General features: G+C 69.5%; 22 protein-coding genes and 2 pseudogenes. 7 read left to right on the top strand and 17 right to left on the bottom strand.

Translation table 11 applies throughout. The features are described 5' to 3' along the window. Positions 1-281: 281 nt before the first annotated feature. Positions 282-911, top strand: coding sequence for a hypothetical protein (locus tag QRN16_RS16425; RefSeq protein ID WP_222650219.1), 630 nt, complete (start codon positions 282-284; stop codon positions 909-911). Here QRN16_RS16425 and QRN16_RS16430 read toward each other — a convergent pair. From QRN16_RS16430 to QRN16_RS16450, 5 genes are read right to left on the bottom strand one after another with little or no spacing between them, the layout of a single operon-like run. Further along, a complete protein-coding gene (locus tag QRN16_RS16430; RefSeq protein WP_285188332.1) occupies positions 859-2,112 on the bottom strand; it encodes an MDR family MFS transporter in 1,254 nt (417 codons plus the stop codon). The two genes, QRN16_RS16425 and QRN16_RS16430, sit on opposite strands and share 53 nt — an antisense overlap. Positions 2,113-2,171: 59 nt before the next feature. Beyond that, positions 2,172-3,950, bottom strand: coding sequence for an ABC transporter permease subunit (locus QRN16_RS16435; protein WP_222650220.1), 1,779 nt, complete (start codon positions 3,948-3,950; stop codon positions 2,172-2,174). Beyond that, on the bottom strand, positions 3,947-5,440 hold the full coding sequence (locus QRN16_RS16440; protein ID WP_285188334.1) for an ABC transporter substrate-binding protein: 1,494 nt from the start codon (positions 5,438-5,440) through the stop codon (positions 3,947-3,949). Before QRN16_RS16440 ends, QRN16_RS16435 begins: the two co-directional genes overlap by 4 nt. Before the next feature lie 35 nt (positions 5,441-5,475). Next, positions 5,476-6,252: an ABC transporter ATP-binding protein gene (locus QRN16_RS16445; protein ID WP_285188336.1), complete on the bottom strand. Its 777-nt coding sequence runs from the start codon at positions 6,250-6,252 to the stop codon at positions 5,476-5,478. Then, positions 6,249-7,034 carry an ATP-binding cassette domain-containing protein gene (locus tag QRN16_RS16450; RefSeq protein WP_285188339.1) on the bottom strand — a complete coding sequence of 262 codons (786 nt, stop codon included), beginning with the start codon at positions 7,032-7,034 and terminating at the stop codon, positions 6,249-6,251. The genes QRN16_RS16445 and QRN16_RS16450 overlap by 4 nt, the downstream gene beginning before the upstream one ends. Before the next feature lie 210 nt (positions 7,035-7,244). Between QRN16_RS16450 and QRN16_RS16455 the strand changes: the two genes are divergently transcribed. The 3 genes from QRN16_RS16455 (at position 7,245) to QRN16_RS16465 (ending at position 10,946) form a co-directional block, all read left to right on the top strand. Further along, entirely contained in the window at positions 7,245-7,526 is a 282-nt protein-coding gene (locus QRN16_RS16455) for a DUF1490 family protein (RefSeq protein ID WP_056447595.1), read from the top strand. 101 nt (positions 7,527-7,627) lie between these two features. Continuing rightward, positions 7,628-9,742 (top strand): heavy metal translocating P-type ATPase, encoded by a 2,115-nt coding sequence (locus QRN16_RS16460; protein WP_222628871.1) that lies wholly within the window; start codon positions 7,628-7,630, stop codon positions 9,740-9,742. A gap of 10 nt (positions 9,743-9,752) precedes the next feature. Beyond that, positions 9,753-10,946, top strand: coding sequence for an acyl-CoA dehydrogenase family protein (locus QRN16_RS16465; RefSeq protein WP_027503983.1), 1,194 nt, complete (start codon positions 9,753-9,755; stop codon positions 10,944-10,946). A 4-nt stretch (positions 10,947-10,950) separates the two neighbouring features. Here QRN16_RS16465 and QRN16_RS16470 read toward each other — a convergent pair whose 3' ends face one another. The 10 genes and pseudogenes from QRN16_RS16470 to QRN16_RS16515 all read right to left on the bottom strand — a co-directional run bounded on the left by QRN16_RS16470 (position 10,951) and on the right by QRN16_RS16515 (position 21,342). Beyond that, positions 10,951-11,370: a ChaB family protein gene (locus QRN16_RS16470; protein WP_222638235.1), complete on the bottom strand. Its 420-nt coding sequence runs from the start codon at positions 11,368-11,370 to the stop codon at positions 10,951-10,953. Between the two features lie 86 nt (positions 11,371-11,456). Further along, positions 11,457-12,283: pseudogene (locus QRN16_RS16475) on the bottom strand (MBL fold metallo-hydrolase). 42 nt (positions 12,284-12,325) lie between these two features. Beyond that, positions 12,326-13,186, bottom strand: a complete 861-nt coding sequence (locus QRN16_RS16480; RefSeq protein WP_285188345.1) for a cyclopropane mycolic acid synthase family methyltransferase — start codon at positions 13,184-13,186, stop codon at positions 12,326-12,328. 221 nt (positions 13,187-13,407) lie between these two features. Further along, positions 13,408-15,069, bottom strand: coding sequence for a RecQ family ATP-dependent DNA helicase (locus tag QRN16_RS16485; RefSeq protein ID WP_285188347.1), 1,662 nt, complete (start codon positions 15,067-15,069; stop codon positions 13,408-13,410). A 51-nt stretch (positions 15,070-15,120) separates the two neighbouring features. After that, positions 15,121-16,779: a phospholipase D family protein gene (locus QRN16_RS16490; RefSeq protein WP_285188999.1), complete on the bottom strand. Its 1,659-nt coding sequence runs from the start codon at positions 16,777-16,779 to the stop codon at positions 15,121-15,123. 74 nt (positions 16,780-16,853) lie between these two features. Then, positions 16,854-17,435 (bottom strand): isopentenyl-diphosphate Delta-isomerase, encoded by a 582-nt coding sequence (idi, locus tag QRN16_RS16495; protein ID WP_027503978.1) that lies wholly within the window; start codon positions 17,433-17,435, stop codon positions 16,854-16,856. Between the two features lie 51 nt (positions 17,436-17,486). Further along, a complete protein-coding gene (locus tag QRN16_RS16500; RefSeq protein ID WP_285188348.1) occupies positions 17,487-18,389 on the bottom strand; it encodes a ferredoxin family protein in 903 nt (300 codons plus the stop codon). 8 nt (positions 18,390-18,397) lie between these two features. Then, on the bottom strand, positions 18,398-19,657 hold the full coding sequence (locus tag QRN16_RS16505; RefSeq protein ID WP_285188350.1) for a cupin domain-containing protein: 1,260 nt from the start codon (positions 19,655-19,657) through the stop codon (positions 18,398-18,400). Further along, on the bottom strand, positions 19,654-19,911 hold the full coding sequence (locus tag QRN16_RS16510) for a hypothetical protein (RefSeq protein WP_027503975.1): 258 nt from the start codon (positions 19,909-19,911) through the stop codon (positions 19,654-19,656). The genes QRN16_RS16505 and QRN16_RS16510 overlap by 4 nt, the downstream gene beginning before the upstream one ends. An 84-nt stretch (positions 19,912-19,995) precedes the next feature. Further along, positions 19,996-21,342 (bottom strand): APC family permease, encoded by a 1,347-nt coding sequence (locus tag QRN16_RS16515; protein WP_056447311.1) that lies wholly within the window; start codon positions 21,340-21,342, stop codon positions 19,996-19,998. Between the two features lie 132 nt (positions 21,343-21,474). Here QRN16_RS16515 and QRN16_RS16520 point away from each other — a divergent pair. Continuing rightward, a pseudogene (locus QRN16_RS16520) lies at positions 21,475-22,385 on the top strand (manganese catalase). 253 nt (positions 22,386-22,638) lie between these two features. Here the strand turns inward: QRN16_RS16520 and QRN16_RS16525 are convergent. Beyond that, positions 22,639-24,297, bottom strand: coding sequence for a catalase (locus QRN16_RS16525; RefSeq protein WP_222638228.1), 1,659 nt, complete (start codon positions 24,295-24,297; stop codon positions 22,639-22,641). Positions 24,298-24,395: 98 nt separating this feature from the next. On the opposite strand from QRN16_RS16525, the gene QRN16_RS16530 reads away from it, so the two are divergent. Further along, positions 24,396-24,863 (top strand): NUDIX hydrolase, encoded by a 468-nt coding sequence (locus QRN16_RS16530; RefSeq protein WP_285188355.1) that lies wholly within the window; start codon positions 24,396-24,398, stop codon positions 24,861-24,863. Between the two features lie 130 nt (positions 24,864-24,993). Here the strand turns inward: QRN16_RS16530 and QRN16_RS16535 are convergent, their stop codons facing one another. Beyond that, positions 24,994-25,248 carry a hypothetical protein gene (locus QRN16_RS16535; protein WP_027503971.1) on the bottom strand — a complete coding sequence of 85 codons (255 nt, stop codon included), beginning with the start codon at positions 25,246-25,248 and terminating at the stop codon, positions 24,994-24,996. Between the two features lie 154 nt (positions 25,249-25,402). Here QRN16_RS16535 and QRN16_RS16540 point away from each other — a divergent pair, with 154 nt between their 5' ends. Beyond that, entirely contained in the window at positions 25,403-26,377 is a 975-nt protein-coding gene (locus tag QRN16_RS16540; protein ID WP_027503970.1) for a hypothetical protein, read from the top strand. Positions 26,378-26,693: the final 316 nt, after the last annotated feature.

The raw sequence follows: 26,693 nt of genomic DNA on the forward strand, positions 1-26,693 counted from the left end.
GGGTCAATGACCTGCGGTTCGTTCTCGGGCCTCGAAAAGGGCACATTCGTCGCAGGTCACCGATTTCGGGGCGGAATCCACTTTTTGCTCGGGAAGCGGGACAATAAGTGTGTGGATTCGTCGTCCGGCGAGTCCGTGGTCTGTTGGTCGGGGCGCCGGACGGCGATCCGACAACTCTGTCCGAGAGGTGTCCGATGTCGACGACTCTGCTCGCCCCCACCCGCCTGATCACACAAGGGAGCACGCGCCTTGCAGATCGTGATAGTGGGACCGTTCTGGTGATGAGTTCCCCGTCCGCCGATCGTGGGCTCTGGGACGAGTACCTCGCCTGCGCCACGCGGTCCTACGAGCGCCACGGAGTGGGCGTCGCGCTCGACGTCGAGCGCGTCGCCGACGGTGCGGACACCGCTGTGTTCTACGCGGCCGTGGACCGTGCGGGGCAGGTCGTCGCCGGCGTCCGCGGCCAGGGCCCGTACCTCAGCGCGGACCAGTCGCACGCTCTGGTGGAGTGGGAGGGCAACGCCGCTCGGCCCGACGTCGCGGAACTCATCCACGGTCGACTGCCCGCCGGTGTGGTGGAGATGAAGACCGCGTTCGTCTCCGCGGACGCCGAGCATCCCGGTGCGCTCTCCGCACTGCTGTCCCGTACGGCGCTGCCCACCATGGTCTTCACGGGCGCCCGGTACGTCATGGCCACGGCGGCCGATCACGTGCTGCGACGGTGGGAGTCCGGCGGCGGCCGCGTGGCCGAGAACATCGCCCCGGCCGCGTACCCCGACGAGCGCTACCGGACCCGCATGATGTGGTGGGACCGGTTCTCGATCATGGACGACGTGACCGAGGACGTGTGGGCACGCATCACTCGCGAGACGGAGGTGCTGACGGGCCGCGATCTGGTTCTGGCGGCGTGATCGCCGGGGTCACCGGTACCAGTCGGCGAGCCACCGAGCGCAACGTCACTGCCGCCGCGAGCGGCAGGACCGCCGCGGCCGCCCACGGAACCGCCTCGCCTGCAGGCGTGTCCGGCATCGCGTCGATGATCGCGCCGAGCGCGACCGACCCCACGAGCACCCCGATCCCGCCCAGCGAGGCCAGCAGACCGTAGTACGAGCCCGTGCTGCGCTCCCGCGCCATCCGCGGGACCAGGTCGCGCGCGAACGGCATGGCGATCATCTGACCTACCGTCAGCAGCATGACGAACGCGGCGGGCCCCACGAGCCCTGCGGCACCCTCGGTGCCGAGCAGTGCGGCCGCGGCCGCCGCGGCGAACGCGGTCGCCATGACGGCGAAACCCAGTGGGAGCACACGTACCAGCGGGAACCGGCGCAGTGCTCGGGTCACGCTCATCTGCCCGGCGACGACGAGTGCCGACGCCGCGGCGAAGAACCATCCCAGTGGTGCCTGCGATCCCCACACCTGCTCGACCCGCAGCGGCAGCAGGAGATAGAGCTGGTTGTACGCGACGAGCTGCGCGCTCATCGCGGCGGCGAAGACGAGGAACAGACGGTTGCGGGCGATCTCCCGCCAGTCGTCGAGCCAGGTGTCCGTGGTCGACTCGGCGCGTCGAGCTGGCAGCAGCACCACGTGCGCGAGCGTGATGACGACGAAGACCCCGGCCGCGACGAGGCAGGTCAGTCGGAAGTCCACCGCGAGCAGCGCGGAGCCCAGCAGCGGACCGGTGAACGCGCCGATCTGGCCGAACACGGTGAACAACGCGAACGCGTCCAGGCGGGACTGGCCACCCGCGCGTTCACCCTCGCCCGCTTCCAGCGCCACCGCGCTCTCGACGGCCGGCGAGAACAGCGCCGCGGCCACGCCGGTGAGCGCCGTGGCTGCGAGGACGGCCGGAAGGCTCTGGGCCAGAGCCAGTCCCACGAATCCGAGGACGCGCAGGACGCAGCCCGTCAGCACCACCGGCTTGACGCCGAGGCGGTCCGCCAGCGTTCCGCCGACGACGAAGAGTCCCTGCTGCGAGAACGTGCGGACTCCGAGCACGACACCGACCAGCGCGGCGCCGAGACCGAGGTCGGACGTCAGGTGCACGGACAGGTACGGCAGCACCATGAAGAAGCCGATGTTGAAGGCCATCTGCGTGAGGACGAGCAGTCTCACGGTGGGCGTGGCCGCACGGAGGTCGTGCCAGGGGAGCACTCGACCGCGGCGAGACGCCCTCAGCACGCGGAGACCGGGGTGGGACGGTCGGCCTGCGCGGCGGGACCGTCGGTGGACCGACGCCCACGGCGGGACCGGACGGCACTCGACAGCGACACCGCCGTGACCGACAGCAGAACGAGGCTCACCAGTGGCGCGAGGGCCACCCAGGGCGCCCGCTCCACCGTGGACACCCCGTCGGCCAGCACGAGACCCCAGTCGGGACTGGGTGGTTGCGGTCCGAGTCCCAGGAAGCCCAGGGCGGCGAGTGCCAGGGCGATACCCGGGAGCCGCACCACCCCGTGACGCAGAACGGCGGGACCGACCGCCGGGAGCACCGACCCGAACAGCACGCGCAGTCGACCCGCGCCGAGGGTGGGCAGGACGGCGACGTACGGCCTGGCCGCGACCTCGGCCGACAGCGCTGCAGTGTGCGCGGCCAGGGGTGCCCACGAGACCAGCAGGACAGCCACGGCTGCCGACGCGGCGCCGGGGCCCACGACGGAGGCGACGACCACGCCGGCGATGACCGGTGGCGCGGCGTTGGTCACCTCGATCGGACCGGTGAACACCCGCGCCGCCGAACCGAGAACCAGACCCACCAGCACACATCCCAGTGCGACCGTCGCGGACACGGTGACGGTGTGTGCCGCACCGTGAGCGACGCGGGCGAGCACGTCGCGTCCCGACGCGTCGGTGCCGAACGGATGCGCGAGGGACGGTGGCAGGAACTTGCCTCGCGTGGTGGCGAACGGGTCGCGGGGCAGGCCGACGAGCACCATGGTGCCCAACGCACTCGCGGCGACGGCGGGCACGACGAACGGGAACCGACCCGCGGCGACTCGAGCGGTGGGTACCGGGACGGCGTGATCGTGCACCGACCGGCCGAGCAGTGCCCGGCGGGCGGCCTGCGCGGCCACACCGATGAACACGCTGACCCCCATGAGCAGCAGGATGTCGGCCTGCAGCGCCGGAAGGTCCTGCGACTGAGCGTGTCCGAGCATCGATCGTCCGATCCCGGGGATGGCGAAGACGCGTTCGACCGCGACAGCTCCACCGAGCAGACCCACCATCACGAGGGCGATCTGGGACGTGAGCGACGAGGCTGCGCGACGCAGCACCGCACGGGCGAGCGTGCCACGGTCCACGTCGGCGACCGTCCACGTGGTCACCCATGCCTCGGTGAACGACACCGACACGGCATCGGCGAGAAGACGGCCGAGCAGCCCGCCGGCCGGGAGACCGAGTGCGAGAGCCGGGAGGATCGCCGAGGTCGGGCCGGTCCAGCCGTAGGACGGGAGCGACAGCCACACACTGCCGACGATCACCGCGACGGACGCCAGCAGGAACTCCGGCACCGAGGTGAGAACCGAGGCGCCGACACCCGACGAGCGGGTGGGCCGCCCCCGTAGCCCGGCGCGCAGTGCCGGAGCCACGATCACCGTCGCCACCGCACAGGCCACCGCGAGGGCGAACCCCATCAGGGTCGTCGAGACGGCGAGCGCGTCGAGGGCGCCGGGAAGGACGGGCCTGCCGGTGTTCCACGACGTGCCGAGATCGCCCCGCAGAACTCCGCCGAACCACCTGCGCAGCAGCGTGATCGGACCCGCATCGAGTCCCAGATCGGCGCGGATCGCGGCGAGTGCGGCGGGTGTCGGCTCCTGGTCCGCGGAGCGCGCACGCAGGATCGACAACGCCGGGTCGCGGCCCGACAGCCACGGCAGCAGTGCGACCACCACGATCACGCCCGCGACGGACAGCAGGCGAGAGGCGGAGACGAGGACGCGGCCGGACGTCATCCGACCGTGGTCTCGGTGGTGACCAACATCCGTTCCCGCGGATCGCGCGCTGCACCCGACACCGACGCGGCCTCACCCTGCACGACGCGCTCGTGCAGCATCGGCACCACCGCATCGCGCTCGAGTATCAGCCGCTCCGCCTCGAGGACGGCGGCTCGGCGCGCTGCTCCCGGCTCGGTCGCCGAGGCGGTGGACAGAGCGGCGTCGACGGCGGGGTCGCAGAACTGCGCGATGGTGAAGGAACCGGCGCAGGCGAAGTCGGAGTACATGTAGGCGACGGGGTCACCCGAGTCGAGCACGGTCGCCCGCGACAGGACGAACGCGTCGAACGCGCCGGCGAGAGCATCGGCCTCGATGAACTGGTACTCCCGGACCACCTGCTCCACCACGAAACCGCGGGCCTCGAGCTCCTGCTGCAACAACACCGCGACCTCGGGCAGTTCCGCGCGATCGGTGAAGGTGCCCAGGGTGATCCGTCGCCCCGCGGGATCGCCGGCCGGGGCGGTCGTGCGTGCGGGCCGGTCCGCCGTCCACGGCAGGGCGGGACCCAGCAGTCCGCGGGCCACGTCGGCGCGGTTCTCGTAGACCTGGTCGACGAGTCGATCGGTGTCGACGGCCTCCCGCGCTGCGGCGCGCATCGACGGGTCGGCGAAGGCGCCCGTCCTGTTGTTCAGGTAGAGGGTGTTGGTGCGCGGCATGGGCACCTCGTGCACGAGAGCCGGATCGACCAGCGCCGCCTGCGACACCGGCACCGCCTCGACGATGTCGGCGGTACCGTTCCGCAGGGCCGCGGCCCGGGCAGTGCCGTCGGGGACGAAACTCACGTCGATGCCCGAGGCCTTCGCCGGCCCACCCCAGTAGTCGTCGTTGCGATCGAGTGTCGCCGTGGACGTGCCGTCGACGGCGGTGAGCACGAACGCACCGGTGCCGTGTCCGACGGGATCGACGGGACCACCGCCCGCGTACGCGCCCGGCGAGAGGATGGCCAGCTGGGGGCTCGACAGTAGTTGCGGTACCAGCGGATCCACCGTCGCGGTGCGCACGGTCACGGTGTCCGTGCCGTCCGCCTCGACGGTCATGTCGACACCGTCGAGAATGCGGGGCTTCGGCGAGGCGGTGGTGGCCGCGGTGAGTGCGGTGACCACCGCGGCGGCGTCGAGCGGCGTCCCGTCGTGGAACCGGACGTCGGGCCGCAGGTCGATGCTCCAGGTCGTGTCGTCCACGCGAGTCCATGAGGTGGCGAGGGCAGGCTGTGCCTCGCCGAGATCGTCCAGTACGACGAGGGTCTCGGCCGTCGACCATCGGGACAACTTGAAGGAGTCGTCGCTCAGCGGGGTCAGCCCGGAGCGCGGAGGCTGCAGCATCGCCACACGCACTCGGCCGCTCCCGTCGTCGGCGGACGGTGATGCCGCGAAACAGCCGGACAGCGCGAGCACCGACACGGTGAGAACGGCGGAGAGGGGCAGCATTCGGCGGGGGGACCGCATCATGGGCATTCTTTCGAGGGAAGGTCGGACGGAACGAACTACAGGTGCGCGCGGACGGGAAGACGCGGTACCGCATCGACCAGGGCGCGGGTGTGGGTGTGCTGCGGGGACCCGAGAACCGTGGTGGTGCAGCCACTCTCGACGATCACGCCGTCGGCCATGACCAGAAGACGGTCACTCGTGCGGGCGGCGACGGCGAGATCGTGCGTCACCAGCAGCGACGCGGTGCCGTTGCGGTCGCACACGGTCTCGAGGACGTCCAGGACGAGATCTCGCAGGGGCAGGTCGAGTCCACTGACCGGTTCGTCGGCGACGAGGTAGCGGGGTCGGCACGCGAGGGCGCGAGCGATGGCCACCCGTTGTCTCTGGCCGCCCGAGAGCTCACCGGTGCGGGCGCCGACCATCGACGCGGCCACCTCCACCGAGTCCAGAGCCGCGAGGGCGCGAGCGCGGTGATCGCCCTCGCACCGCAGCCACCGCAGCGGTGCGGCGACCGAGTCGAGCACGGTGCGACGCGGGTCCAGTGAGGAACCGGGATCCTGTGGAACGTACTGCACCTCGCGGCGGAACCAGCGGGTCGAGCGGGCCGGTCCCGGCCGGATCGCGGCGCCGTCGAGTGTCACCTCGCCGGAGTCGGGTGTCTCCATCGCCAGCAGCATCCGGAGCAGGGTCGACTTGCCCGAGCCGGAGGCGCCGACGAGTGCGATTCGCTCCGAGGGCGCGACGGAGACGGTGACGTCGTCGACCGCGAGCGTGTGTCCGTCGTACCGGCGCGTCAGTGCGCGGCCGTGCAGACCGGGAGATCCCGACGTCACGATGCGACCGGGGCGGAGTGCAGCGCCGCGTCGGCGGACCGTGCGCGCGAGACGAGCCTCGCCGTGACGGGATGGCGCGGTGCTGCGAGAATGTCTGTGACGGTGCCTGTCTCGATGATCGTTCCCCGGTCGGCGACCACGACGCGGTCGCAGAGAGCGGCGGCGACGGCCAGATCGTGCGTGACGAACAGCAGGGCGGGTCCTCGATCGCCGCCGGTCGCGGCGCCGAGAGTCGCGACGACGGTGCTCTGGCTGACCACGTCGAGTGCCGTGGTGGGCTCGTCGGCCACGATCACCGGGGCATTCGAGGCCAGAGTCATCGCAATGCAGACACGCTGACGCTGCCCGCCGGAGAGCTGGGCCGGACGCGCTGCCGCGATGCGCTCGGGATCGGTGAAAGCCATGCCCCGCAACAGTTCCTCTCGATCGGCACGTCGCCGACTCGCCTCGCCGCGATGGCGCAGTGCGAGATCGAGCTGCCGTCCGACGGTGCGGAAGGGGGCGAGTGCGGACGACGCGTCCTGGAAGACCATCGCCGCCCGGGCGTCACGGGGGCGGCGGGGGACGGGCGTGCCCGCCACGTCGTGACCACCGATGCGCACGTGACCGGCGACGACCAGGTCGGGAGGAGTGACGCCGACGACGGCGGACGCGATCACGGATTTCCCGGAGCCGGACGCGCCGACCAGTGCGACACGTTGTCCCGCAACGACATCGAACGTGATGCCGGTCACGAGCGTGGTGGCGCCGACCCGGACGGTCAGGTCCTCGACCTGGAGCACGGTGGTGTTCCTCCGCCTTCTGTCGATACTGATAATCGTTGTCGTCGAGACAGTAGGGGTTCGTGACGATGGGGGCAAACCGGCCGACGTCGCCCGTCCGATCCGACAACGGTTGTCGGTAACGCTATGATCGCTGCACGTCGTCCTCGCAGGCGATTCACCGTCACCGATCCGCAGCTGCTCGCAGCGCGGTGCAGAGGGAGTCCCACCATGATGTTTCCCGTCATCGCCAAGGCGGCGTCCACCGTCGTGACCGGGGTCGTGGGCGTCGCGGCCTACAACGGTGTGAAGAAGGTCGTCGAGCGTGCACCGCTGCGCGAGGCTGCCGTCCGGGTCACCGAGGTGAGCCTGCGGGGGGTGCGCAAGGCGGAGGTCAAGGCCGAGTCCGCCCGTCTCGCGGTCTCCGACGTGGTCGCCGAGGCGAAGGATCGCATGGGTGAGGAGGTGCGGCCCCCGGCGGCGTCCGACGTCGGTCACGGCCACGACCACTGAGCGCCGACGTGAGCACCGCGGTCGCCGCTCGCACGGACACCGATCCCGCCGAGACGCCGACACCCGCAGCACCCGAGGTCCTGTCCCACGGCGCCGGCAGGATGCGCGTCCGACTCGACTGGATCGCCGGCAGTGACGTCCGCGCGGTCGCGGTCGAGGACTTTCTCGACGCCGTTCCCGGTGTCCGCGCCGTGCACGCCTTCCCTCGGACGGCGTCCGTCGTCGTCTGGTACTCCCGCTCCCGTACCGACGCCGCGTCGGTGCTGGCCGCGCTGACGGCCGTACCCGCGGCGACCGCGCTCACGCCGGGCCAGGCCGCGGTGCGCACACCACGGTCGGCAGACGTCGGTACCGGCGAGCTGCTGCGCATGACGGTGGGCGGAGCGGCCCTGGTCCTGCTGGGCCTGCGCCGGTACGCGCTGCGCCGACCTCCCGTGCTGGGCCCCACCAGTCGGCTCGTCGCCACCGGGGTCACCGTCTTCACCGGCTATCCCTTCCTGAAGGGCGCCGTGCGGTCCCTCACGGGAGGCCGCGCGGCCGGAACGGACGCCCTGGTGTCCGCGGCGACGGTCGCGAGCCTCGTCCTGCGCGAGAACGTCGTCGCCCTCACCGTGCTGTGGCTGCTGAACATCGGCGAGTACCTCCAGGAGTTGACGCTGCGCCGCACCAGGCGTGCCATCTCGGATCTGCTCAGCGGCACCCACGACACCGCGTGGATCCGGACCGGTGACGGTGCCGAGGTCTCCGTGGACATCGACTCGCTCGAGGTCGGCGACGAGGTTGTGGTGCACGACCACGTCGGAGTCCCGGTCGACGGCACCGTGATCGAGGGCGACGCCGTCGTCGACCAGTCCGCCATCACCGGCGAGACGCTGCCGGTCACTGTGACCGTGGGGACCCGGCTGTCGGCCGGATCCGTCGTGTTGCGCGGCCGCGTCGTCGTCCGCGCGTCGGCCGTGGGTCGCGACACGGCGATCGGCCGCATCATCGCCCGGGTCGAAGAGGCGCAGGAGGATCGCGCGCCCATCCAGACGGTGGGCGACAACTTCTCCCGTCGCTTCGTGCCCGCGTCGTTCCTGCTCTCGGCCGCCACGCTGCTCGTCACCCGTGACGTCCGCCGGGCCATGACCATGCTGCTCGTCGCGTGCCCGTGCGCGGTCGGTCTGTCCACCCCCACCGCCATCAGCGCTGCCATCGGCAACGGTGCCCGGCGCGGAATCCTCATCAAGGGCGGGTCCCACCTCGAACAGGCAGGCCGTGTCGACGCCGTCGTCTTCGACAAGACGGGAACGCTGACGGTCGGGCGCCCGGTGGTGACCAACGTGATCGCGTTCCACGACGCGTGGGAGCCGGAGCAGGTGCTCGCCTATGCGGCCAGCTCCGAGATCCACTCTCGGCATCCGTTGGCGGAAGCCGTGATTCGCAGTACCGAGGAACGTCGCATCGAGATTCCACCGCACGAGGAGTGCGAGGTGCTCGTCGGGTTGGGCATGCGGACCGTCTCGGACGGCCGGACGCTGCTGCTGGGCGGTGCGTCGCTGCTGCGCAGAGAGAACGTCGAGGTCTCCGAGGAGGCGTCCGACTGGGTGTCCCGTCTGCAGCACCGTGCCGAGACGCCTCTGCTCCTCGCGGTCGACGGCGTGTTGGTCGGGCTGGTCAGTCTGCGCGACGAGATCCGCCACAACGCCGCCGAGGTACTGCGCGCGTTGCGGGCCGACGGTGTGCACCGCATCGTGATGCTCACCGGGGACAACCCGGCCACGGCCGCCGCCGTCGCGGCCGAGCTCGGTATCGACGAGTGGCGCGCCGAGGTCATGCCCGAGGACAAGCTCGACGTCGTCCGCGCCCTGCAGGCCGAGGGCCACATCGTCGCGGTCGTCGGCGACGGCACCAACGACGCGCCGGCGCTCGCGGCCGCGGACATCGGCATCGCGATGGGCGCCGCCGGGACCGACGTGGCGGTGGAGACCGCGGACGTCGCTCTCGCCGGGGACGATCTGGCACGACTGCTCGACGTGCGCGCGCTGGGGCGGCGCTCGGTGGCCGTCATCCGCCAGAACTACGCCATGTCGATCGCGGTCAACGCGATCGGGCTGGCCGTGAGTGCCGGCGGAGCGCTGTCACCGGTACTCGCGGCGATCCTGCACAACGCGTCGTCCGTCATCGTCGTCGGAAACAGCGCGAGACTCATCGAGTACAGGCCCGGATCCGGGTAGGTTCGACAGGATGACGACCACCGCACCGCGCACCACCGCAGCACCCGTCGGACCACTCGATCTCTTCGCCGCCGACTCCCTGCTCGACGAGGACGAGCGGGACATCGCGGCCACGGTCCGCGCGTTCGTCGACAAGCGGCTCAAGCCCGAGGTGGGGGACTGGTTCGAGGCCGGCACGCTACCGCGGGAGATCGCTCGCGAGTTCGGCGGCATGGGTCTGATGGGCATGCACCTCGAGGGGTACGGCTGCGCCGGGACCAACGCGGTGAGCTACGGCCTCGCGTGCATGGAACTCGAGGCGGGTGACAGCGGGTTCCGGAGTTTCGTCTCCGTGCAGGGCTCGCTGTCCATGTTCTCGATCCACCGGTACGGGTCGGAGGAGCAGAAGCAGGAATGGCTCCCACGTCTCGCCACCGGGGAGGCCATCGGGTGTTTCGGACTGACCGAGGCCGACTTCGGTTCCAACCCGTCCGGGATGCGCACCCGTGCGCGACGGGACGGCGACGACTGGATCCTCTCCGGCTCCAAGATGTGGATCACCAACGGCACCCTGGCCGACGTGGCGACGGTGTGGGCGCGGACCGACGAGGGCTTCCGTGGGTTCGTCGTGCCCACGGACGCACCGGGATTCGCCGCGCACGCCATCGGTAAGAAGCTGTCGCTCCGCGCCTCGGTGACAGCGGAACTCGTCTTCGACGACATCCGGCTTCCGTCGTCGGCAATGCTGCCGGGTGCCACCAGTCTCGGAGCTCCGCTCTCCTGCCTCAACGAGGCGCGGTTCGGCATCGTGTTCGGCGCTCTCGGCGCAGCGCGAGACAGTCTCGAGACCGCCATTGCGTACGCGAACTCCCGCGAGGTGTTCGACCGGCCGCTCGCGAGTTTCCAGCTGACGCAACAGAAGCTGGCCGACATGACGCTCGAGCTCGGCAAGGGGTTCCTTCTCGCCGTCCACCTCGGCAGGATCAAGGACCGCGGTGAGATCACGCCGGATCAGGTGAGTCTGGGCAAGCTCAACAACGTGCGCGAGGCCATCGCCATCGCTCGCGAGTGCCGCACGATCCTGGGCGGTAGCGGCATCACTCTGGAGTACTCGCCGTTGCGGCACGCCAACAACCTGGAGTCCGTGCTCACCTACGAGGGAACCAGCGAGATGCACATGCTGTCCATCGGTAAGGCGCTGACCGGCCAGCAGGCCTTCCGCTGACTCCTCACCGCTTCTTCGCGGTCTGCTTCCTGTTCTCCTTGTCGATGGCGTCGACCAACTCGTCCTTGGTCATCGTCGATCGGCCGTGCACGTCGAGGTCGCGAGCGACCTCCTCGAGGTGCTTCTTCGACGCGTTCGCGTCGACGCCGCCGGCGCTGCGGCCCTTCGGGTTCGGGCCGCCGCTCTCGGCGCGCTCGTCGGAGGGGCCCTTCTCGTCCTTCGGCTCCCAGTGGTCGCCCACCTTCTCGTAGCTGTGCTTCAAGGAGGAGTAGGCGACTCGGTGCGCCCGCTGCTCGTCGTCGTACTCCTCCTCCGCGGAGTCGAGTGTCTTCGCGAAGGTGCGCTGCGCCTTCTCGTCCGATTTCTGCAGGGTGGAGGGCAGCTCCGACTCGATGGGCTTGCCGTCGTCGTTCGTGGTGGGCACGACTGCCTCCTTCTCTCGGGTCCTGACGTCGGGTCTCGTGTCCAGGTGGCCTACCCGCGTCCCGAGGCGCGAAAACCCTGCCGACGTCACCGTCTCAGCGGCACCGTCTCGCCGCGCCCGACGTAGGTGATGCGGTCACCGAGACCTCGCGCGCGCATCTCGCGGGAGAAGTCGGACAGGGGAGAGGCGAAGACACCGTAGTCGTCGACATGCACGGGCAGTACCTGCGCCGGGTCGACGAGCTGCATGGCGTCGGTGCCCTGGCGGCCGTCCATCGTCACCATCGCTCCCCAGCGCGGGTTCTGCCCGAACGGCAGGGTGGTGCCACCGAGGTGCACGACACCGGTGTCGATGTCCGGATAGCGCGTGGGGATCTCCCGGAGCCCGTCGACCATCAGGGTGTCGCCGGAGACGTACACGCGCAGGTCGACGGTGTCGGACTCCGCGGATCCGAACTCGAGCATCGTGCCCATCACCGGCGGAAGCACCCGCAGACGCTGTGCCCAGACGGGGCCGTGCCGACCGGGCATCGCCGTGATCGTCACGACCTGCTCTCCGACTCGCAGGCGTCGTGATTCCCACGTCGACAGTCCGGTCGCCGCCTCGAAGCCGCGACGGGTCAGTTTCGAGGCAGCGTGACCCGTGGTGAACACCGGCAGCGACCGGTCGAGCCCGCTCTGTGCGCGCCGGTCCCAGTGGTCTCCGTGCATGTGCGACAACACGATCGCGGACAGCGGTGGCAACTCGTCGATCGAGACGGCCGGATCGAGACGGCGTGTGGAGAACAGACCGTGACCGAGATAGGCACGCTCGCCGGCGTGCAGGAAGTTCGGATCGGTGAGCAGCGTGTGTCGCCGTAGCTCACCAACCCGGTCGCGTTACCGATGAACGTGTAGCTGCCGTGGGAAACCATGCCGGCGGCTTCCCTGCCGACATGGTCCCAAACGACCTGGTTCTACTTGGACAGCGTGAACTGCATGATGTCGATGGTTCCGCGGCGGAACTGCTTCGCACATCCGCCGAGGTACTTGATGTAGCGCTCGTAGACCTCGTCGCCGGCGATCGCGATGGCCTCGTCCTTGCGGGCCTCGAGGTTCTCCGTCCAGATCTCCAGCGTGCGGGCGTAGTGCTGCTGCAACGAGTGCACCCGGTCGACCGAGAACCCGACGGACGTTGCGCGTTCCCGGATGGTGCCCGGGCGCTCGAGCTCCCCGCCGGGGAAGATCTCCCGGAGGATGAAGCGCATGAAGACGGCGTCGCGCTTGTCGACGGCGACACCCTTCTCCTCCAGATCGTCCAGTCCGTAGCCGACGATGGTGTGCAGCAACATGACTCCGTCGGAGGGGAGCAGCGAGTGCGCCTTCTCGAAGAACGGGACGTGGCGCGCGCGACGGAAGTGCTCGAAGGCGCCGATGCTGACGATCCGATCGACCGGTTCGTCGAACTCCTCCCAGCCCTGCAGGCGTACCTCGGCCTTGCGGTCGCCCGTGAGGTCGTCCAGACGGGACTGGACGCGTCCGAACTGGTGCTCGCTGAGCGTCAGGCCGACCACGTCCACATCGAACCGCTCGCGGGCGCGGATCATCGCGGTTCCCCATCCGCAGCCGACGTCGAGCAGGCGCATGCCCGACTCGAGGCCCAACTTGTCCAGGGCCAGATCGATCTTCGCGAGCTGTGCCTCCTCGAGCGTCATGTCCTCGCGCTCGAAGTACGCACAGCTGTACGTCCACGTGGGGTCGAGGAAGAGCGCGAAGAAGTCGTCGGACAGGTCGTAGTGCGACTGAACGTTCTTGAAGAAGGGCTTCAGGTCTGTCATGTGGTCTAGCAACCTCACACTCGACGGGCAGGAAGGAGCGACGGCACACCCTCCCCCGGGGATGTCTGTCGTGCGCGAATCTACGGTCTTCCCAGTCGATCCGCGCTCGGAACCGCCAGGTCGACGCGCTAAACGAACCTGCGGTCCGAGTCTCGCGCGTCCGTCGTGGTCGGTCCCGGTTCTCGGCTCCCGCAGGTCGTCGAAGGTCCGTTTCGAGGCTGTCACTCGGCGATGTCGCGCTCCTCCAGGATCGTGGTCGCCAGGGTGCGGTAACCGTGTTCGGGAAAGTGCACGGTGACGCGGTCCGCCTCGGCCGACACCACGTTCCCCGCGCCCCAGTCGCGGTGATGCAGCGTGTCGCCGGGCTGGTAGCTCGTGTCACCGCCGTTCACGTCGGACTCGGCCGCGGTGCCGGACTCGCAGGTGTCGCACCGACCGCAGAGTTGCTCCGTCACCTCGCCGAGGTACTCGAGGAGCACCTGTCGTCGGCATCGCCGCGTCTCGGCGTAGGTCCGCACCATCTCCACCCGCGATCGCGCCGCCGTCTCCTGCCGGCGAGCCGCCTCCAGTGCGCGCTCGACGGCCTCGGTCGTCGAGAGGCTGCCGGGCACCCACCCGGCGTCCGTGTGGTGCACGGCGTCGACGTGATCGAGCAGCTCCAGGGCGGTCTCCACAGCGCGCGGTGACAGGTCGGGCAACCCCGTGAGCGACTCGGTCGACATCGGTTCCGTGGCGGACCGCAGCGCCCCCTGCACCGTCTCGAGCGCATCTCGGCGCGGTCGGCGAGTGGCGAAGAACGACGGCAGCCCCAGGTCCTCGGCGCGAAAGTGCAGGACGGCAGCGGCGTCCGCACCGTCGCGACCGGCGCGGCCGAACTCCTGGTAGTACCGCTCCAGCGAATCGGGCGGTGCAGTGTGGACGACGAACCGGACATCGGGCTTGTCGATGCCCATCCCGAACGCCGACGTGGCCGCGACGACGTCGACCGTCCCGGCCGCGAACGCCTCGTGCGCCTCGTCGCGCGCGGACCGTGCGAGACCGGCGTGGTACGCGAGCGCTCGGAGGCCGCGCTCCGCCAGCAGAGCCGCGAACTCCTCCGCCTGCACGCGAGTGGCGGTGTACACGAGACCGATTCCAGCCTGCCCGTTTGATTCCGACCGGCCGCCGGACTCCGAGCGCCGGACGACATCGTCCACGGCCGCCCGGAGTGCCATGTCCGCGTCGTGGTGCCGGACGACGGACAGCCGGATCTCGGGCCGATCGAAGGAGCCGACCACCGTCAACGGATCGAGCATGCCGAGGCGCGTCGTGATCTCGTCACGGATCGGCGGGGGAGCCGTCGCGGTGACGGCGATGATCGGCGGGCGTCCGATCGCCTCGGCCACGTGACCGAGACGAAGGTAGGCCGGACGGAAATCGTGGCCCCGGGCGGCGATGCAGTGGGCCTCGTCGACGGCGATGCACGCGACGCCGAGTGCGCGCAGCCGATCCTGCACCTCGTCCCGAGAGGCTGATTCCGGCGTCAGGTAGACGATGGTCGCCTCACCGCGAGCGAGGGACTCCCACGAACGCTCGTTCTCGGTGTCGCTCTGCTCGGAGTGCACCGCGACCGCCCGCACGTGTGTCGACCGACGACGCAGACCGTTCACCTGATCGCGTTGCAACGCGATGAGCGGGCTCAGGACGACGGTCGGCCCGTCGAGCAGCGACGCGGCGACCTGATAGATGGCCGACTTGCCGAAACCGCTCGCCAGTAGTGCCAGCACGTCTCGTCCGGACACGACGGCATCGATCGAGTCACGTTGTCTCGGATGCAGTTCGGCATGACCGAACGCCCGCGCGGCCGCATCGATGTCGGGCGGTGGGACGGTGTCGGGGCTCACGAACGCCCAGGTACCCGCGAGTGGGCGTGCGTATCCTGCGCGGCCGCACCGTCAGAAGCGGCGCGTCAACCGCAGCCGCAGTGGTCGGCCGTCGGGGTCGACCACCAGCCGGTAGAGGAGCGAGAACACCCGCTGCTTCCACAGCGGCGGCACCTCGATGGCATGCATGCGCAACCGTCCCCGCGGGCGATCACCGTCGCGGCCCCCGTCGTGCCACGCGTCGAGCTCGCTGACCTGCTCGGCGACCGCGTCGAAGCAGTCGTCCGGGTCGAGGAGGTCGGCGACGTCGGCGTCCGCGCCGCTCCCACGGGACAGGTGTTCGGCGAGGAGCTCGAGGCGGAGATCTCGGGCGAACACCCGCGCACCGTCACCCAGGCCACCGGGATCGACGGGCTCGCGCGCATCCCGCTCCTCGTCGACCACGGCCGCCGTGAGCTCCGAATCGTGCGTCCAGGAGCGGCGATTGAAGTTGTCGCTACCGACGGCCGCCCACACGTCGTCGACGATGCAGACCTTGGAGTGCACGTACACCGGCACGCTGTCGTCGTTTTCCACGTCGAGGACGAGCACCCGGTCGGCGCCCGCGTCGCGTAGTAGGTCCAACGCGGCGGCGTGACCCAGGAGCGACGGCGGGATGGTCATCGCACTGTCGTCGTCGAGGTGCCGGGGTACCACGATGATCATGCGGAGCCGGGGCGAGCGCCGCAGCGCACGCGCGAAGACCCGCGCGACGTCCACGGACCACAGGTACTGGTCCTCGATGTAGATCAGGCGCTCGGCGCGACCGAGGGCTTTGGCGTACGCACGGGCGGCGCTGCGCTCGCCGTCCTGCGCGAACGGGTAGGACGGTCGGCGACGCGGGTAGGTGCGGAGCAACTGCACCGAGCACGTTCCCGTCGCCTCCGGGTCGGGGAGGGCAGCGGGCAGCTCGGACGGCTCGCGCCGGTGCCGGCGGACGACGTCGCTCACCACGTGCCACGGCAGCCGCGACAGCGCCGCCGGATCCTCCCAGCGCTCCCGGAAGGTGTCCTCGACGTCGCGCACGGCCGGACCGCGCATCTCGAGTTGCAGGTCGTGCCAGGCGGGGGTCTCCCCGTACTCAGGTGGAAAGGGTCGGCTCAGGGCATCGCCGTGATGGTGCGCATCGTCGCGTCGCGAGCGGGCCAGGTCGATACCGCCCACGAAGGCGACATTGCCGTCGACACGCGACGCGGAGCGCATCACCACGAGTTTCTGATGATGGGACCCGAATGCCAGGACGCGCTGATCGAGAACGCACTCACCGCCCGCGTCCTCGAGGGCGGTCGCGAGGGCACTGTTCTTGCCGCCGGTGTATCCGAGGCCCTCCGCGTGCGAGCGCCACAGCAGACCTCGGACGACGACACCGCGCGAAGCGGCACCGGTCAGCGCGTCCTCGACCGTCGGACCGCGGTCGGTGAGCACCTGCTCCGGGTCGCCGCGCCAATCGGTGAACAACACCAGATCGTCCGGTTTCGCGTCGGCCAGGTGCTCGTTCAGCACGCGGAAGTAGGTGTCGCCGTGCACGAGAGCGACGCAACGGTTGCCCTCCGTCCAGGCGCGGATGCGAGTGTCCGGGTTGGCGCGCTCCTCCGCGGACAGGAACCAGGGATGCGTCTCGTCGTCGAAGTCGATGTCGGCGAAGATCGACGACCGACCCAGAGCGTTCGAGATGCGGTCGACCGCCGTCATCAGCACGTTGCCGCGCGGTGGTGCACCCGTCTCGGCGCCGTCCTGTCCTGCCCTGCGCTGTCCCGACCCGTGCGTCACGCGACGCGTGCCGCGGGTGGGAGGGACTCGGTGCCGCCGGTGGGCCACGCCAGAGGGTCGGAACCCAGGGCGTGCAGCTGACGGACCTGGTCCTGACACCACGGCGACAGATCGCTCTCGCCCGCCAACACGGTCGCGACGAACTCGTTCCACGGTTCCCAGCGGTAGTCGGCCACCTCGTCCGGTCGCGGATCGACCGTCCTGTCGTCGTGCAGGACGAGGAACACCGGGCAGATCTCGTACTCGACCACGCCGTTGTCCATCACGGCGCGGTACCGGAACGACGGGAGCACCGGAGCCGCGCTGTCCGCACCGATACCCAGTTCGTGATCGAGGCGCCGCAGAACCGCGGAGTCGAGACGCTCACCCGGCGCGGGGTGTCCGCAGCACGTGTTGGTCCAGATTCCGGGCCAGGTGCGCTTGTCGTGCGCCCGCTGTGTCACCAGGACCTCGCGCTCGCGGTTGATCACGTAGCTCGAGAACGCCAGGTGCAGCGGTGTGGCGTCGTGATGCACAGTGGCCTTGTCGTGGGTGCCGATGGCACGGCCGTCCTCATCGAGCAGTACTACGAGTTCCACACGTGTCCCTTCCGGATGTACGACCGGCCTCCGGTCCAGAGTAGTGGTCGCTCAGCGGGGCCGAGACGGGCGGATGGACACCACCTCGTGGGTGCGCACCGGCCCGGCGACGCGGGCGTGGCACGTGGTGAGGATCGGCGCCGACCGAGACTCCTGGAGGACCACCTCGACGGTGTCCCCGTGGTGGTCGAGGAGGACGTGTCGCCGACCGTCCGGGCCGGGAGCCTCCGACAGGGGATGCAGTGTGTCGATGGCGAAGTCCTGCAGGACGGTTCGTGCGGCGTGCTGGGCCACCTGCACGGCCCCCGAGAGCGCACTGCGGCCACGCAGGAACTCCGGGGTGACGAGTCCGTCGTGGTGGCGACGCAGGATGCGGACGACGTCCGCGTCGTCGACGTTGCCGTAGTAGAGACCGTGCGGCAGGACGATCATCGTGCCGGCGAATCGATCGCCACCGAGGTGCGAGCACTCCCACACCTCGCCGGGGTACGCCGCCACGGCCGGAGCGAGGATCGTGCGACCGCGGACGGCGCAACAGCGGTCGTGCCTGCCGTGGGTGCACACGGCCACGATGGTTTCCGTCGACGCGATTCCCGACGATCCGTCGAGCGGGACGTCGAGCAGATCGGCCGCGTCGGACACCTCGCCCCTGTGCACGCTCTCGTGCCCCGGCCGTGCGTCCACCGACGCCCACCGCCACCTGCCTCGGCCTCGGCGACGGCCGGGCTCCCGGACGGCGAGGGGGCGGAATCCGGCACTCTCGATGCGGCGCACGAGCGCACTACCCAGTACGGGATCGAGGACGGACGGGGAATCGAGGAACGCCGACGGGCCCCAGCTTCCCGCGAGCTCGACGAGGAACCATCGTTCTCCGCGAGAACCGCTTCCCGCCAAGGTGTCTCCCCGATCACGAGCGTTGTCGCTGCACGGGCGCCACGCCGCGGTGGTGCTCACCTGAGTCGTCACGATCGGGCGACGACGAGACCCTCGCGGAGCAGACGACGCACCACGACGATCGCGTCCTGATCATCGAGACCGGTGAGATCTCCGACAGCACAGTCTTTTCCGCTGTGCAGCTGCCGAACGGCGTCCGCCGCGATCGAGGGCAACGTGACCGTCTTGGTCCGCGTCGTCACGGCGACCGACTCGGGCGACTGCGTCACCCGCGCGGCGAGCCCGGATCGCCACGTCACCATGGTGGCCGCGGTCAGGCCGGCCATCGTGCGGACGGTCTCGAGAGGACGCACCGGGGCCGGCCGCGTGACCTCGACGAAGCGACGGCCGACTCGCTCTGCCGCCGCCCGCGCTCGACTGTCGCGGCCGTCGGTCTCGGCGAGGGCCGCGGTCAGGTCTGCGATCAGCGCGCGCACGTGCGGTGCGACGGCGTCCGGATCGGTCAGATCGAGCCCCACGGGCAGCGGGGCCCGGAAGCTCGCGTCGTCCGCGAGGGTGCCCAGCACGTGATGCAGCAGGTCGTACCGGGTGAAGGCCGACATTCCGACGGTCAGATGGATCGAGGTGTCACCCAGGGCCTCGGCGGAATGGATCCAGCCACGCGGAACGTACAGCGAATCACCCTCGCGCAGAACGACGTCGAGGGTCGGGTCCGTGCGCGCCATGGCGGCGACGGCGTCCCGGCGATCCGACCACGGCTGGTTCGACAGCGGATGCTCGTGCACCGGGGGGTGCAGGATCCACCGCTTCTCGCCGGCGATCTGGAGGACAAAGACGTCGTGCACGTCGTAGTGGGGATCGAATCCACGCGACGATGCGGGGGTGATGTACGAGTTGACCTGCACCGGGTGGCCGAGATCGGCGACCAGGTCGCCGGTGAAGTGGATGAGGGGAGGCCACAGTCGATGGAGTCCCTGCAGGACGAGGGTGTGGCCGTCCGCGAAGGCCGCCAGAATTCCGGCGGAGTCGAGCTGATCGGTCACCTCGGCCCCGAAGCCACCCGAATCGGTGAACTGACTGCGGTCGGTCAGTGCGCCGTTCCGGGCCATCCGGGCGAACGGAGTGCGCACGCCGCGTTCGGACACCAGCTCGTCGACGGCGTCCGTCGACAGCAGATCGGTGAACGGAGCGGGTAGATCGACCGCGCGCGTCAGGAGCGGCGCGCGACCCCAGTGGTCCTCGGCGAAGGCGCGGGGCTCGATGCTCAGAAGACGACGCAGCGCGGACCGGTCTCCCGGTCCGCGCTCGTCATCGGTCGGTCGGCTCAAGCCGTACCGTCCGCACCGCCGTCGTGGCCGTCGGGGTTCGAGCCGCCGTCGGCCGGGCCCTCGCCGCTGGCCGCGGAGCCGTCCGCGCCGCCGTCGTGTCCACCCGGATTCGAGCCGCCGTCCGCGGGGCCCTCCGTGCTGGACGCGGTGCCGTCGGCGCCGCCGTCGTGACCGTTCGGGTTGGAGCCGCCGTCGGCGGGGCCTTCGCCGCCTGCTGCTCCGGAAGTGGTGATGTCGTCGTCGTTGATAGCCATCGTCTACCTTTCAGTCGTCACGACCGGACGCCGGAATTCCGGCGTCGGACACACATCGAACGTCCCCGTTCTACAGGAGACAGGTCACGTGTTGACGATTTCGGGACTTCTCAAACTCCGTGTCCACCGCATCGCCGCGTAGAGCACGCCGCCGACCAGGAGCAGCACGCCGGCACGCAGCCATGTCTGTGCGGTCTGCTGCGTCGCGAGCACGCCGCAGCTGATCAGAGCGAGCACCGGAAGGATCACCGGGGTGCGGAAGTGCGGATGGTCCACACGGTCCTTGCGTAGCACCAGCACGGCGAGATTGGTGCTGACGAACACGATCAGGAGCAACAGGACGACGGTTTCGGCGAGTGCTGCGACCGTGCCGGTGGCCGCGAGAATCATGGCCACCACCGTGGTCGCGACGATGGCCACCCACGGTGTCTGCCGCCGTGGCAACACCCGGCCCGCGACGGCGGGCAGCAGTCGTTGTCCGGCCATGCCGTACGTGAGGCGACTGGCCATGATCATGGTCAGCAGGGCGCCGTTGGCAACGGCGATCAACGCGACGAGTCCGAACAGCCTGTCGGGGACACCGACGTCGGCGGCCGAGACGACGGCGAGCAGGGGCGCCGAGGTGTCCGCGAGGTCGCTCGCGGGCACGACCGCACTCACTGCGAGTCCGACCGCGACGTAGACCGCACCGGCCGCCGCCAGGGAGAGGAAGAGCGCGCGAGGGTAGACGCGGTGCACGTCCCGGACCTCCTCCGCCATGTTGGCCGAGGTCTCGAACCCGACGAACGAATAGAAAGCGAGCAGTGCCGCCGCGAGGACCGCCACGGCAGGGTTCACGGCGTCGGTGAACTCGAGGGTGCGGCCGAGATCGCCGTCGCCGCGACCGAGCACGATGCAGGCGAGGACGACGACGAGGACGAGTCCGCTGACCTCGACGACGGTCATGACCAGGTTCGCCCGCATCGACTCCTTGATGCCACGCGCGTTCAGCAGAGCGACGACGGCGAGGAACACCAGCGCGGCAGGAACCGTCGGGACGTCGAGGAAGGCGCCCAGATAGTCACCGGCGAAGGCGACGGACAGCCCTGCCGCACTCGTCACACCCGCCGCCAGCATCGAGAATCCGACGAGGAACGACACCACCGGCCGTCCGAAGGCTCGCTCGGCGAACACGGCGGCGCCACCCGCACGCGGGTACTTGGTCACCAGCTCGGCGTACGAGGCCGCGGTGAGCATGGCCATGGCGAGGGCTACCAGCAGCGGCACCCACACGGCACCGCCGACCTCGCCGGCGATCTCGCCCACGAGTGCGTAGATGCCCGCTCCGAGAACGTCACCCAGGATGAAGACGAACAGGAGTTTGCCGGTGACGGCGCGACGCAGACCGGGGGAGTCGCCCGGGGCCGCAGGGTCGTTCAGGTCGGTGCTCATCGCAGCCGGTTACCCGTTCGCGGGGCCGTTACCCACGCGCACGATCCGGCGATCCGGGTCGTTTGTCGGGTCCGCCTCCGGGTAGCCGGGGCGCGACAAGAGCACGACCCCCGAGCACTGTCAGGAGCCTTCATGTTCCGTCACACCGACCACCTCCAGTTCGACGTGAAGCCGGAGAAGCCGGATCCCGTCTACGCCCGAAAGCTGCAAGAGTTGATCGGCGGCGCGTACGGCGAGATGACCGTCACGATGCAGTACCTGTTCCAGGGATGGAACTGTCGCATGAAAGGCAAGTACAAGGACCTCACCATGGACATCGCGACCGAGGAGATAGGTCACGTGGAGATGATCGCGACCATGGTCGCGCGGCTCCTCGAGGGCGCACCGGCCACCGAGTCCACCAAGAACGCTGCCGCCGATCCCGTCGTCGCCGCGGTGCTGGGCGGGATGGATCCGCAGCAGGCCATCGTGTCCGGCGCGGACCCACCCTCGCCGACAGCAACGGTGTCCCGTGGAACGGGCGCTTCATCGTCGCCAGCGGCAACCTGCTGGCGGACTTCCGCGCCAACGTCGCGGCGGAGGCGCAGGGCCGCGTGCAGACCGCACGCCTGTGGCACATGACCGACGATCCCGGTGTCAAGAACATGCTCGAGTTCAACCTCGCCCGCGACACGTATCACCAGAACATGTGGCTCGCGGCCATCGAGGAGTTGCAGGCGGACGGTCTGGAGGGTGTGGTGGCGCCGAACGACCTGTTCGACGAGGAGTACGACGAGCACGCGAGCACGCTGTGGCATCTGTCGGACGGCACCGAGTCCGATAAGGGCCGGTGGGCGCACGGCACCGCACCCGACGGCCGCCACGAGAACAGGTTCCTCGCCGATCCGCAGCCGCTGGGCAACAAGCAGAGCGGACCGCCGCCGGACCCGAAGCTCTACGCCACCTACGACGGTGGACTCGGCGAACCGTCGAACGCGGCTCTCGGCACGGAGAAGGGCGTCATGGGCAAGATCAAGGAGACGTTGGACCCCGACGCCGGCTGATCGGCCGACCCGAACGACGAAGAACCCCGGCGCCGATACGGCGCCGGGGTTCTGTCAGGTTGATGTGGATGGTGCGAGTCGATCCGGAGAACAGGCTCCGCGTGATCGTCCTCGCGTCGGAATGAACACGTGTCTCGTCGTCACCGTGTTGATACGCACCACCTGCCTCGAGTTCGTCCTACGACCTGTTCGGCTTGCGTCTCCGACGATAACCCCGCGGAGTGACGCTGTCCACACCTGCGTCATGACGACGTCATCCGGCAGTCGTCGCGCGTTCGTTCGGGACGCAGTGCGTCATCTGCAGGTCGGCGACATCGCGGGGGCCGTTCTTCCCGAGATTCGCGCGCCGCCGGTCCTCCTCCTCCGACAGGGTCTGCGATGCGAGCGGTTCGAGTCCGCGGACGTCGTCGGCCGAGATGCCCAGCCCCTCTCCCACGCGGGCGCCGAGTTCGTCGTCGGCCATGAAGAAGTGCCAGACCATCCGCTCCTGCACCTCGCGCGTCGCCTCCGAGATGTTCGCGACGAGATTCGCCACGAGGTCGTCCTTCTCCCACTGGTCCATCAGCTGGTACCGCTGACCGGCCTGCTCGTAGTCGTTGGTGCGATCGATCCGCTTGCGGGTGAGGCGGCCGTGGATCTCCGGACCCTGCTCGTCGTGCGTCGGGTACTCGGCCTCACGGAGACCGCCCGTGATGGAGGGCTCGTAGTTCACGTGCGGATTGCTGCCGGTGTTGTCCACCGAGTACTGCATCTGGCCGCCCTGCTGGTTCGTGGACACCCGCGCGTTCTTCGCCTGGTTGACGGGCAGCTGCAGGTAGTTCGGCCCCACGCGGTAGCGCTGGGTGTCCGAGTACGAGAAGGTCCGGCCGACCAGCATCTTGTCGTCGGAGAAGTCCAGGCCGTCGACGAGCACACCGGTGCCGAACGAGATCTGCTCGTTCTCGGCGAAGTGGTTCGAGACGTTGCGGTCCAGCACCATGCGGCCCACCACCTTCGGCGGGAACTCGTTCTCCGGCCACACCTTCGTGTCGTCGAGCGGGTCGAAGTTCAGCTCGGGATGCTCGTCGTCGCTCATCACCTGCACGCGCAGTTCCCATTCGGGGAAATCGCCGCGCTCGATGTGCTCGTACAGATCCTTGCTCGCATGGCCCAGATCGTTCGCCTGGATCGCGGCGGCGTCCGCCTCGGTGAGCGACGCGACTCCCGCCTTCGGGATCCAGTGGTACTTCACCAGGTGAGTCTCGCCCTCGGCGTCGACCCACTTGTAGGTGTTCACTCCGAAACCCTGCTGCGTCCGGTAGTTGGCCGGAATCCCGCGGGGGGAGAACAGGTTCACGAGCATGTGGGTCGCCTCGGGCGTCTGCGACATGAAGTCGAAGATGCGCGCGGGCTCCTGCCGGAACGTCACCGGATCCGGCTTGAGCGAGTGGATGACGTCGGGGAACTTGATGGCGTCACGGATGAAGAAGACGCCCAGGTTGTTCCCGACGAGGTCCCAGTTGCCGTCCTCGGTGTAGAACTTGATCGCGAAGCCGCGGGGGTCACGCGCGGCCTCGGACGAATCGCGCCCGCCGATCACCGTCGAGAATCTGACGGCGAGGTCCGTGCGCTTGCCGGCCTCGGCGAACAGCTTCGCGCGGGTGTACCTCTCGATGGGTTCGTCACCCCACTTCCCGGTGGCCTCGAAATAGCCGTAGGCGACGGCTCCGCGGGCGTGGACGACGCGCTCCGGGATGCGCTCGCGATCGAAATGGCTGACCTTCTCGAGGAACTGGTAGTTCTCGAGGGTGGCCGGACCGCGTGAGCCCACGGTGCGCTGGTTCTGGTTGTCGTAGACGGGATGCCCTTGACGATTGGTGAGGATGTCCCGGTCGTCTGCCGGTGTCGACCCCTGCGACGCGACGTCTGTCATGTGTCGGCTCCTTGACTGCTCTGTGGAACGGAGGCTTCGTGCAGCGGACCGCGTACCCGACACGATCGCGAGAAAACGTGATCCGACAGAATCCTGGAATGAGGACGAGTGCCGGTGTGCTGCTGTTCCGCGGGGGTGGGGGCGAGCTGGAGGTGCTGCTGGCGCATCCCGGCGGACCCTTCTGGGCGCGCAGAGAAGCCGGTGCCTGGTCGATACCGAAGGGCGAGTACGACGCCGACGCCGAGGATGCGCGCGCAGCGGCGGCCAGAGAGTTCGCGGAGGAACTGGGGTCCCCGGTGCCCGACGGGGACTGGATCGATCTCGGCACGGTCGCGCAGTCGAGGGCCAAGTCGGTTCGTGCGTTCGCCGTGCGCGGCGAACTCGACCCCTCGACCGCCGTGAGCAACAGTGTGGAGATGGAGTGGCCACCCAGATCGGGGCGACGGCTGGTGTTTCCCGAGGTCGACCGCGTGGAGTGGTGTGATCGCGAGTCCGCGCGGCGTCGGTTGCTGAGCGGGCAGGTTCCGCTTCTCGACGCCCTCGACCGCCACCTCGAGCAGCTCTGAGGCGCACGTCGCGCGGGCGGAGAACCTGTGTGCAGAGATCCGCGGTGAACGCGGATCTCTGCACACAGACCGTCGACGCATCGCGGAGCGGACTGGTCGCCGACGTGATGAGACGGATCGCTCAGCCCACTCAGGCGGCGCCCTGACCTCCGCCGCCGCCCTCGGTCATGCCCTCGTCACGGTCACCGTCGGCGTTGCGGAACTCGTCGAGTGTCGCCTCCGCCGCGTCGCCGGTCTGTTCGGCGGCACCGTCGGAGGAATCGTGGAGATCGTCCTGATCCGGCCCGCCCTCACGCCGCTCGGGGATGTCTCCCGCCGCCTGCTTGGCCTCGTCGATCTTCTCCTGCACGGAGTCGAGCATCGTCTCGTCCAGTTCGTCGGCCATGAGAACTCCTTCGATCGCGGGGAATGTGCCTCGTCACACTGCGTTTTCCCCGTTGTACCGGCGGGTAACCACGATCTGTCACCGAATGACACAGGGCGGTCGTTCCGGCTGCTCTTGCACCGAGACTCAACTTCCATCACAGGGGGCACATCACATGGTCAGCACCACCGCACACACCGAACGGGCGACGCTCGTCGCCCAGCTTCGCGCTCTGCTCGCGCTCACCAACACCGAGGTTCAGGTGGCCGAGACCCGCGTCGCACAGGCTCGGACGGAAGCTGTCCGCGAGGAACTGCTGCAGAACGCGTCGAACGGACGCGATCGCGCTGCTCGCATCGATGCCGCCATTCGTGAACTCGGCGGCTTCCCCGGCGTCGTCGCACCCGTCGTCGGGCGCCTCACCGCGCTGCTCAAGGCCATCGGCGAGCAGGCGCAGCCGTTCGACGAGGCCCTTCTCGGCGATCTCGCGCTGGAGCACCAGCTGCTCGACCGCGCCCGTTACGTCAAGGCTCTCGCCACGACCGCGTCCACGCCGGGCGTCGTGTCTCTCGCAGACGATCTCGTGACCGCCCACACCGCGACCGTCGAGTGGCTCACCACCGTCCTCGCCGAGGACGCCCTCGGTGGACCGGCCGCACTGCGTCGCACGCCGATCCAGGCCGCCACCGGTGCTGCCGTGCGTCTCATCAACACGCCGGTCACCTGGTCATCGCGAGGTGTCGACCGCGTCGTCGGCACGGCGAAGGACGTTCCCGCGAAGGTGTCCACCCTCATCGGCCGCGGCCAGCGCGCGACCGAACTGGCCGTCGACACCGTCACCGCGAGCCGCGACGCGGCACTCGAGACGGCCGAGGAGGTCACTCGTGACGGCGGCGCGACCGGTGTCGCCGACGCGATCCACCGCACCCGTGCGGCCGGCGGGACGCTCGAGGAGCACGAACTTCCCATCGCCGACTACGACGGTCTGAACGTCGCCGCAGCAGTCGCCGAGATCAAGGAACTGACCGATCCGGCAGATCTGCGCACCGTGGTCGCCTACGAGGAGCGCAACAAGAACCGCCACTCGGTGGTCTCCGCCGCGCAGACTCGTCTGGCAGCGCTGGCGAAGGACATCGTCGGCATCTCCTGATCCACTCACACGGAAGCCCCCGAGGATCATCGATCCTCGGGGGCTTCGTCGTTCGTCGGTCCGGTCAGCCCGCACGCCTGGTCGGGGTGTCGGCATGGTCCGGTCGTTCTCGGCGGGAGGGTGCCGAGTCGAGGGGAACCGGTCGTGCAGTCTCCGCTCCGCACCGTGCCATCACGGCCTCCCACCATTCCTGCCGCGGACCGGTCTCGGTCCAGACCACCGTGTCGATGTCCATCTGTTCATCTCCTGTCGAAACACCGGAATGCGTCGACGCCTCACTTCTCGAGCGCTGTGAGGGGGATTACCCGTTCGGAGC

Source organism: Rhodococcus sp. MEB041, assembly GCF_030208955.1.
In the GTDB taxonomy this organism is placed as follows: Bacteria; Actinomycetota; Actinomycetes; order Mycobacteriales; family Mycobacteriaceae; genus Rhodococcoides.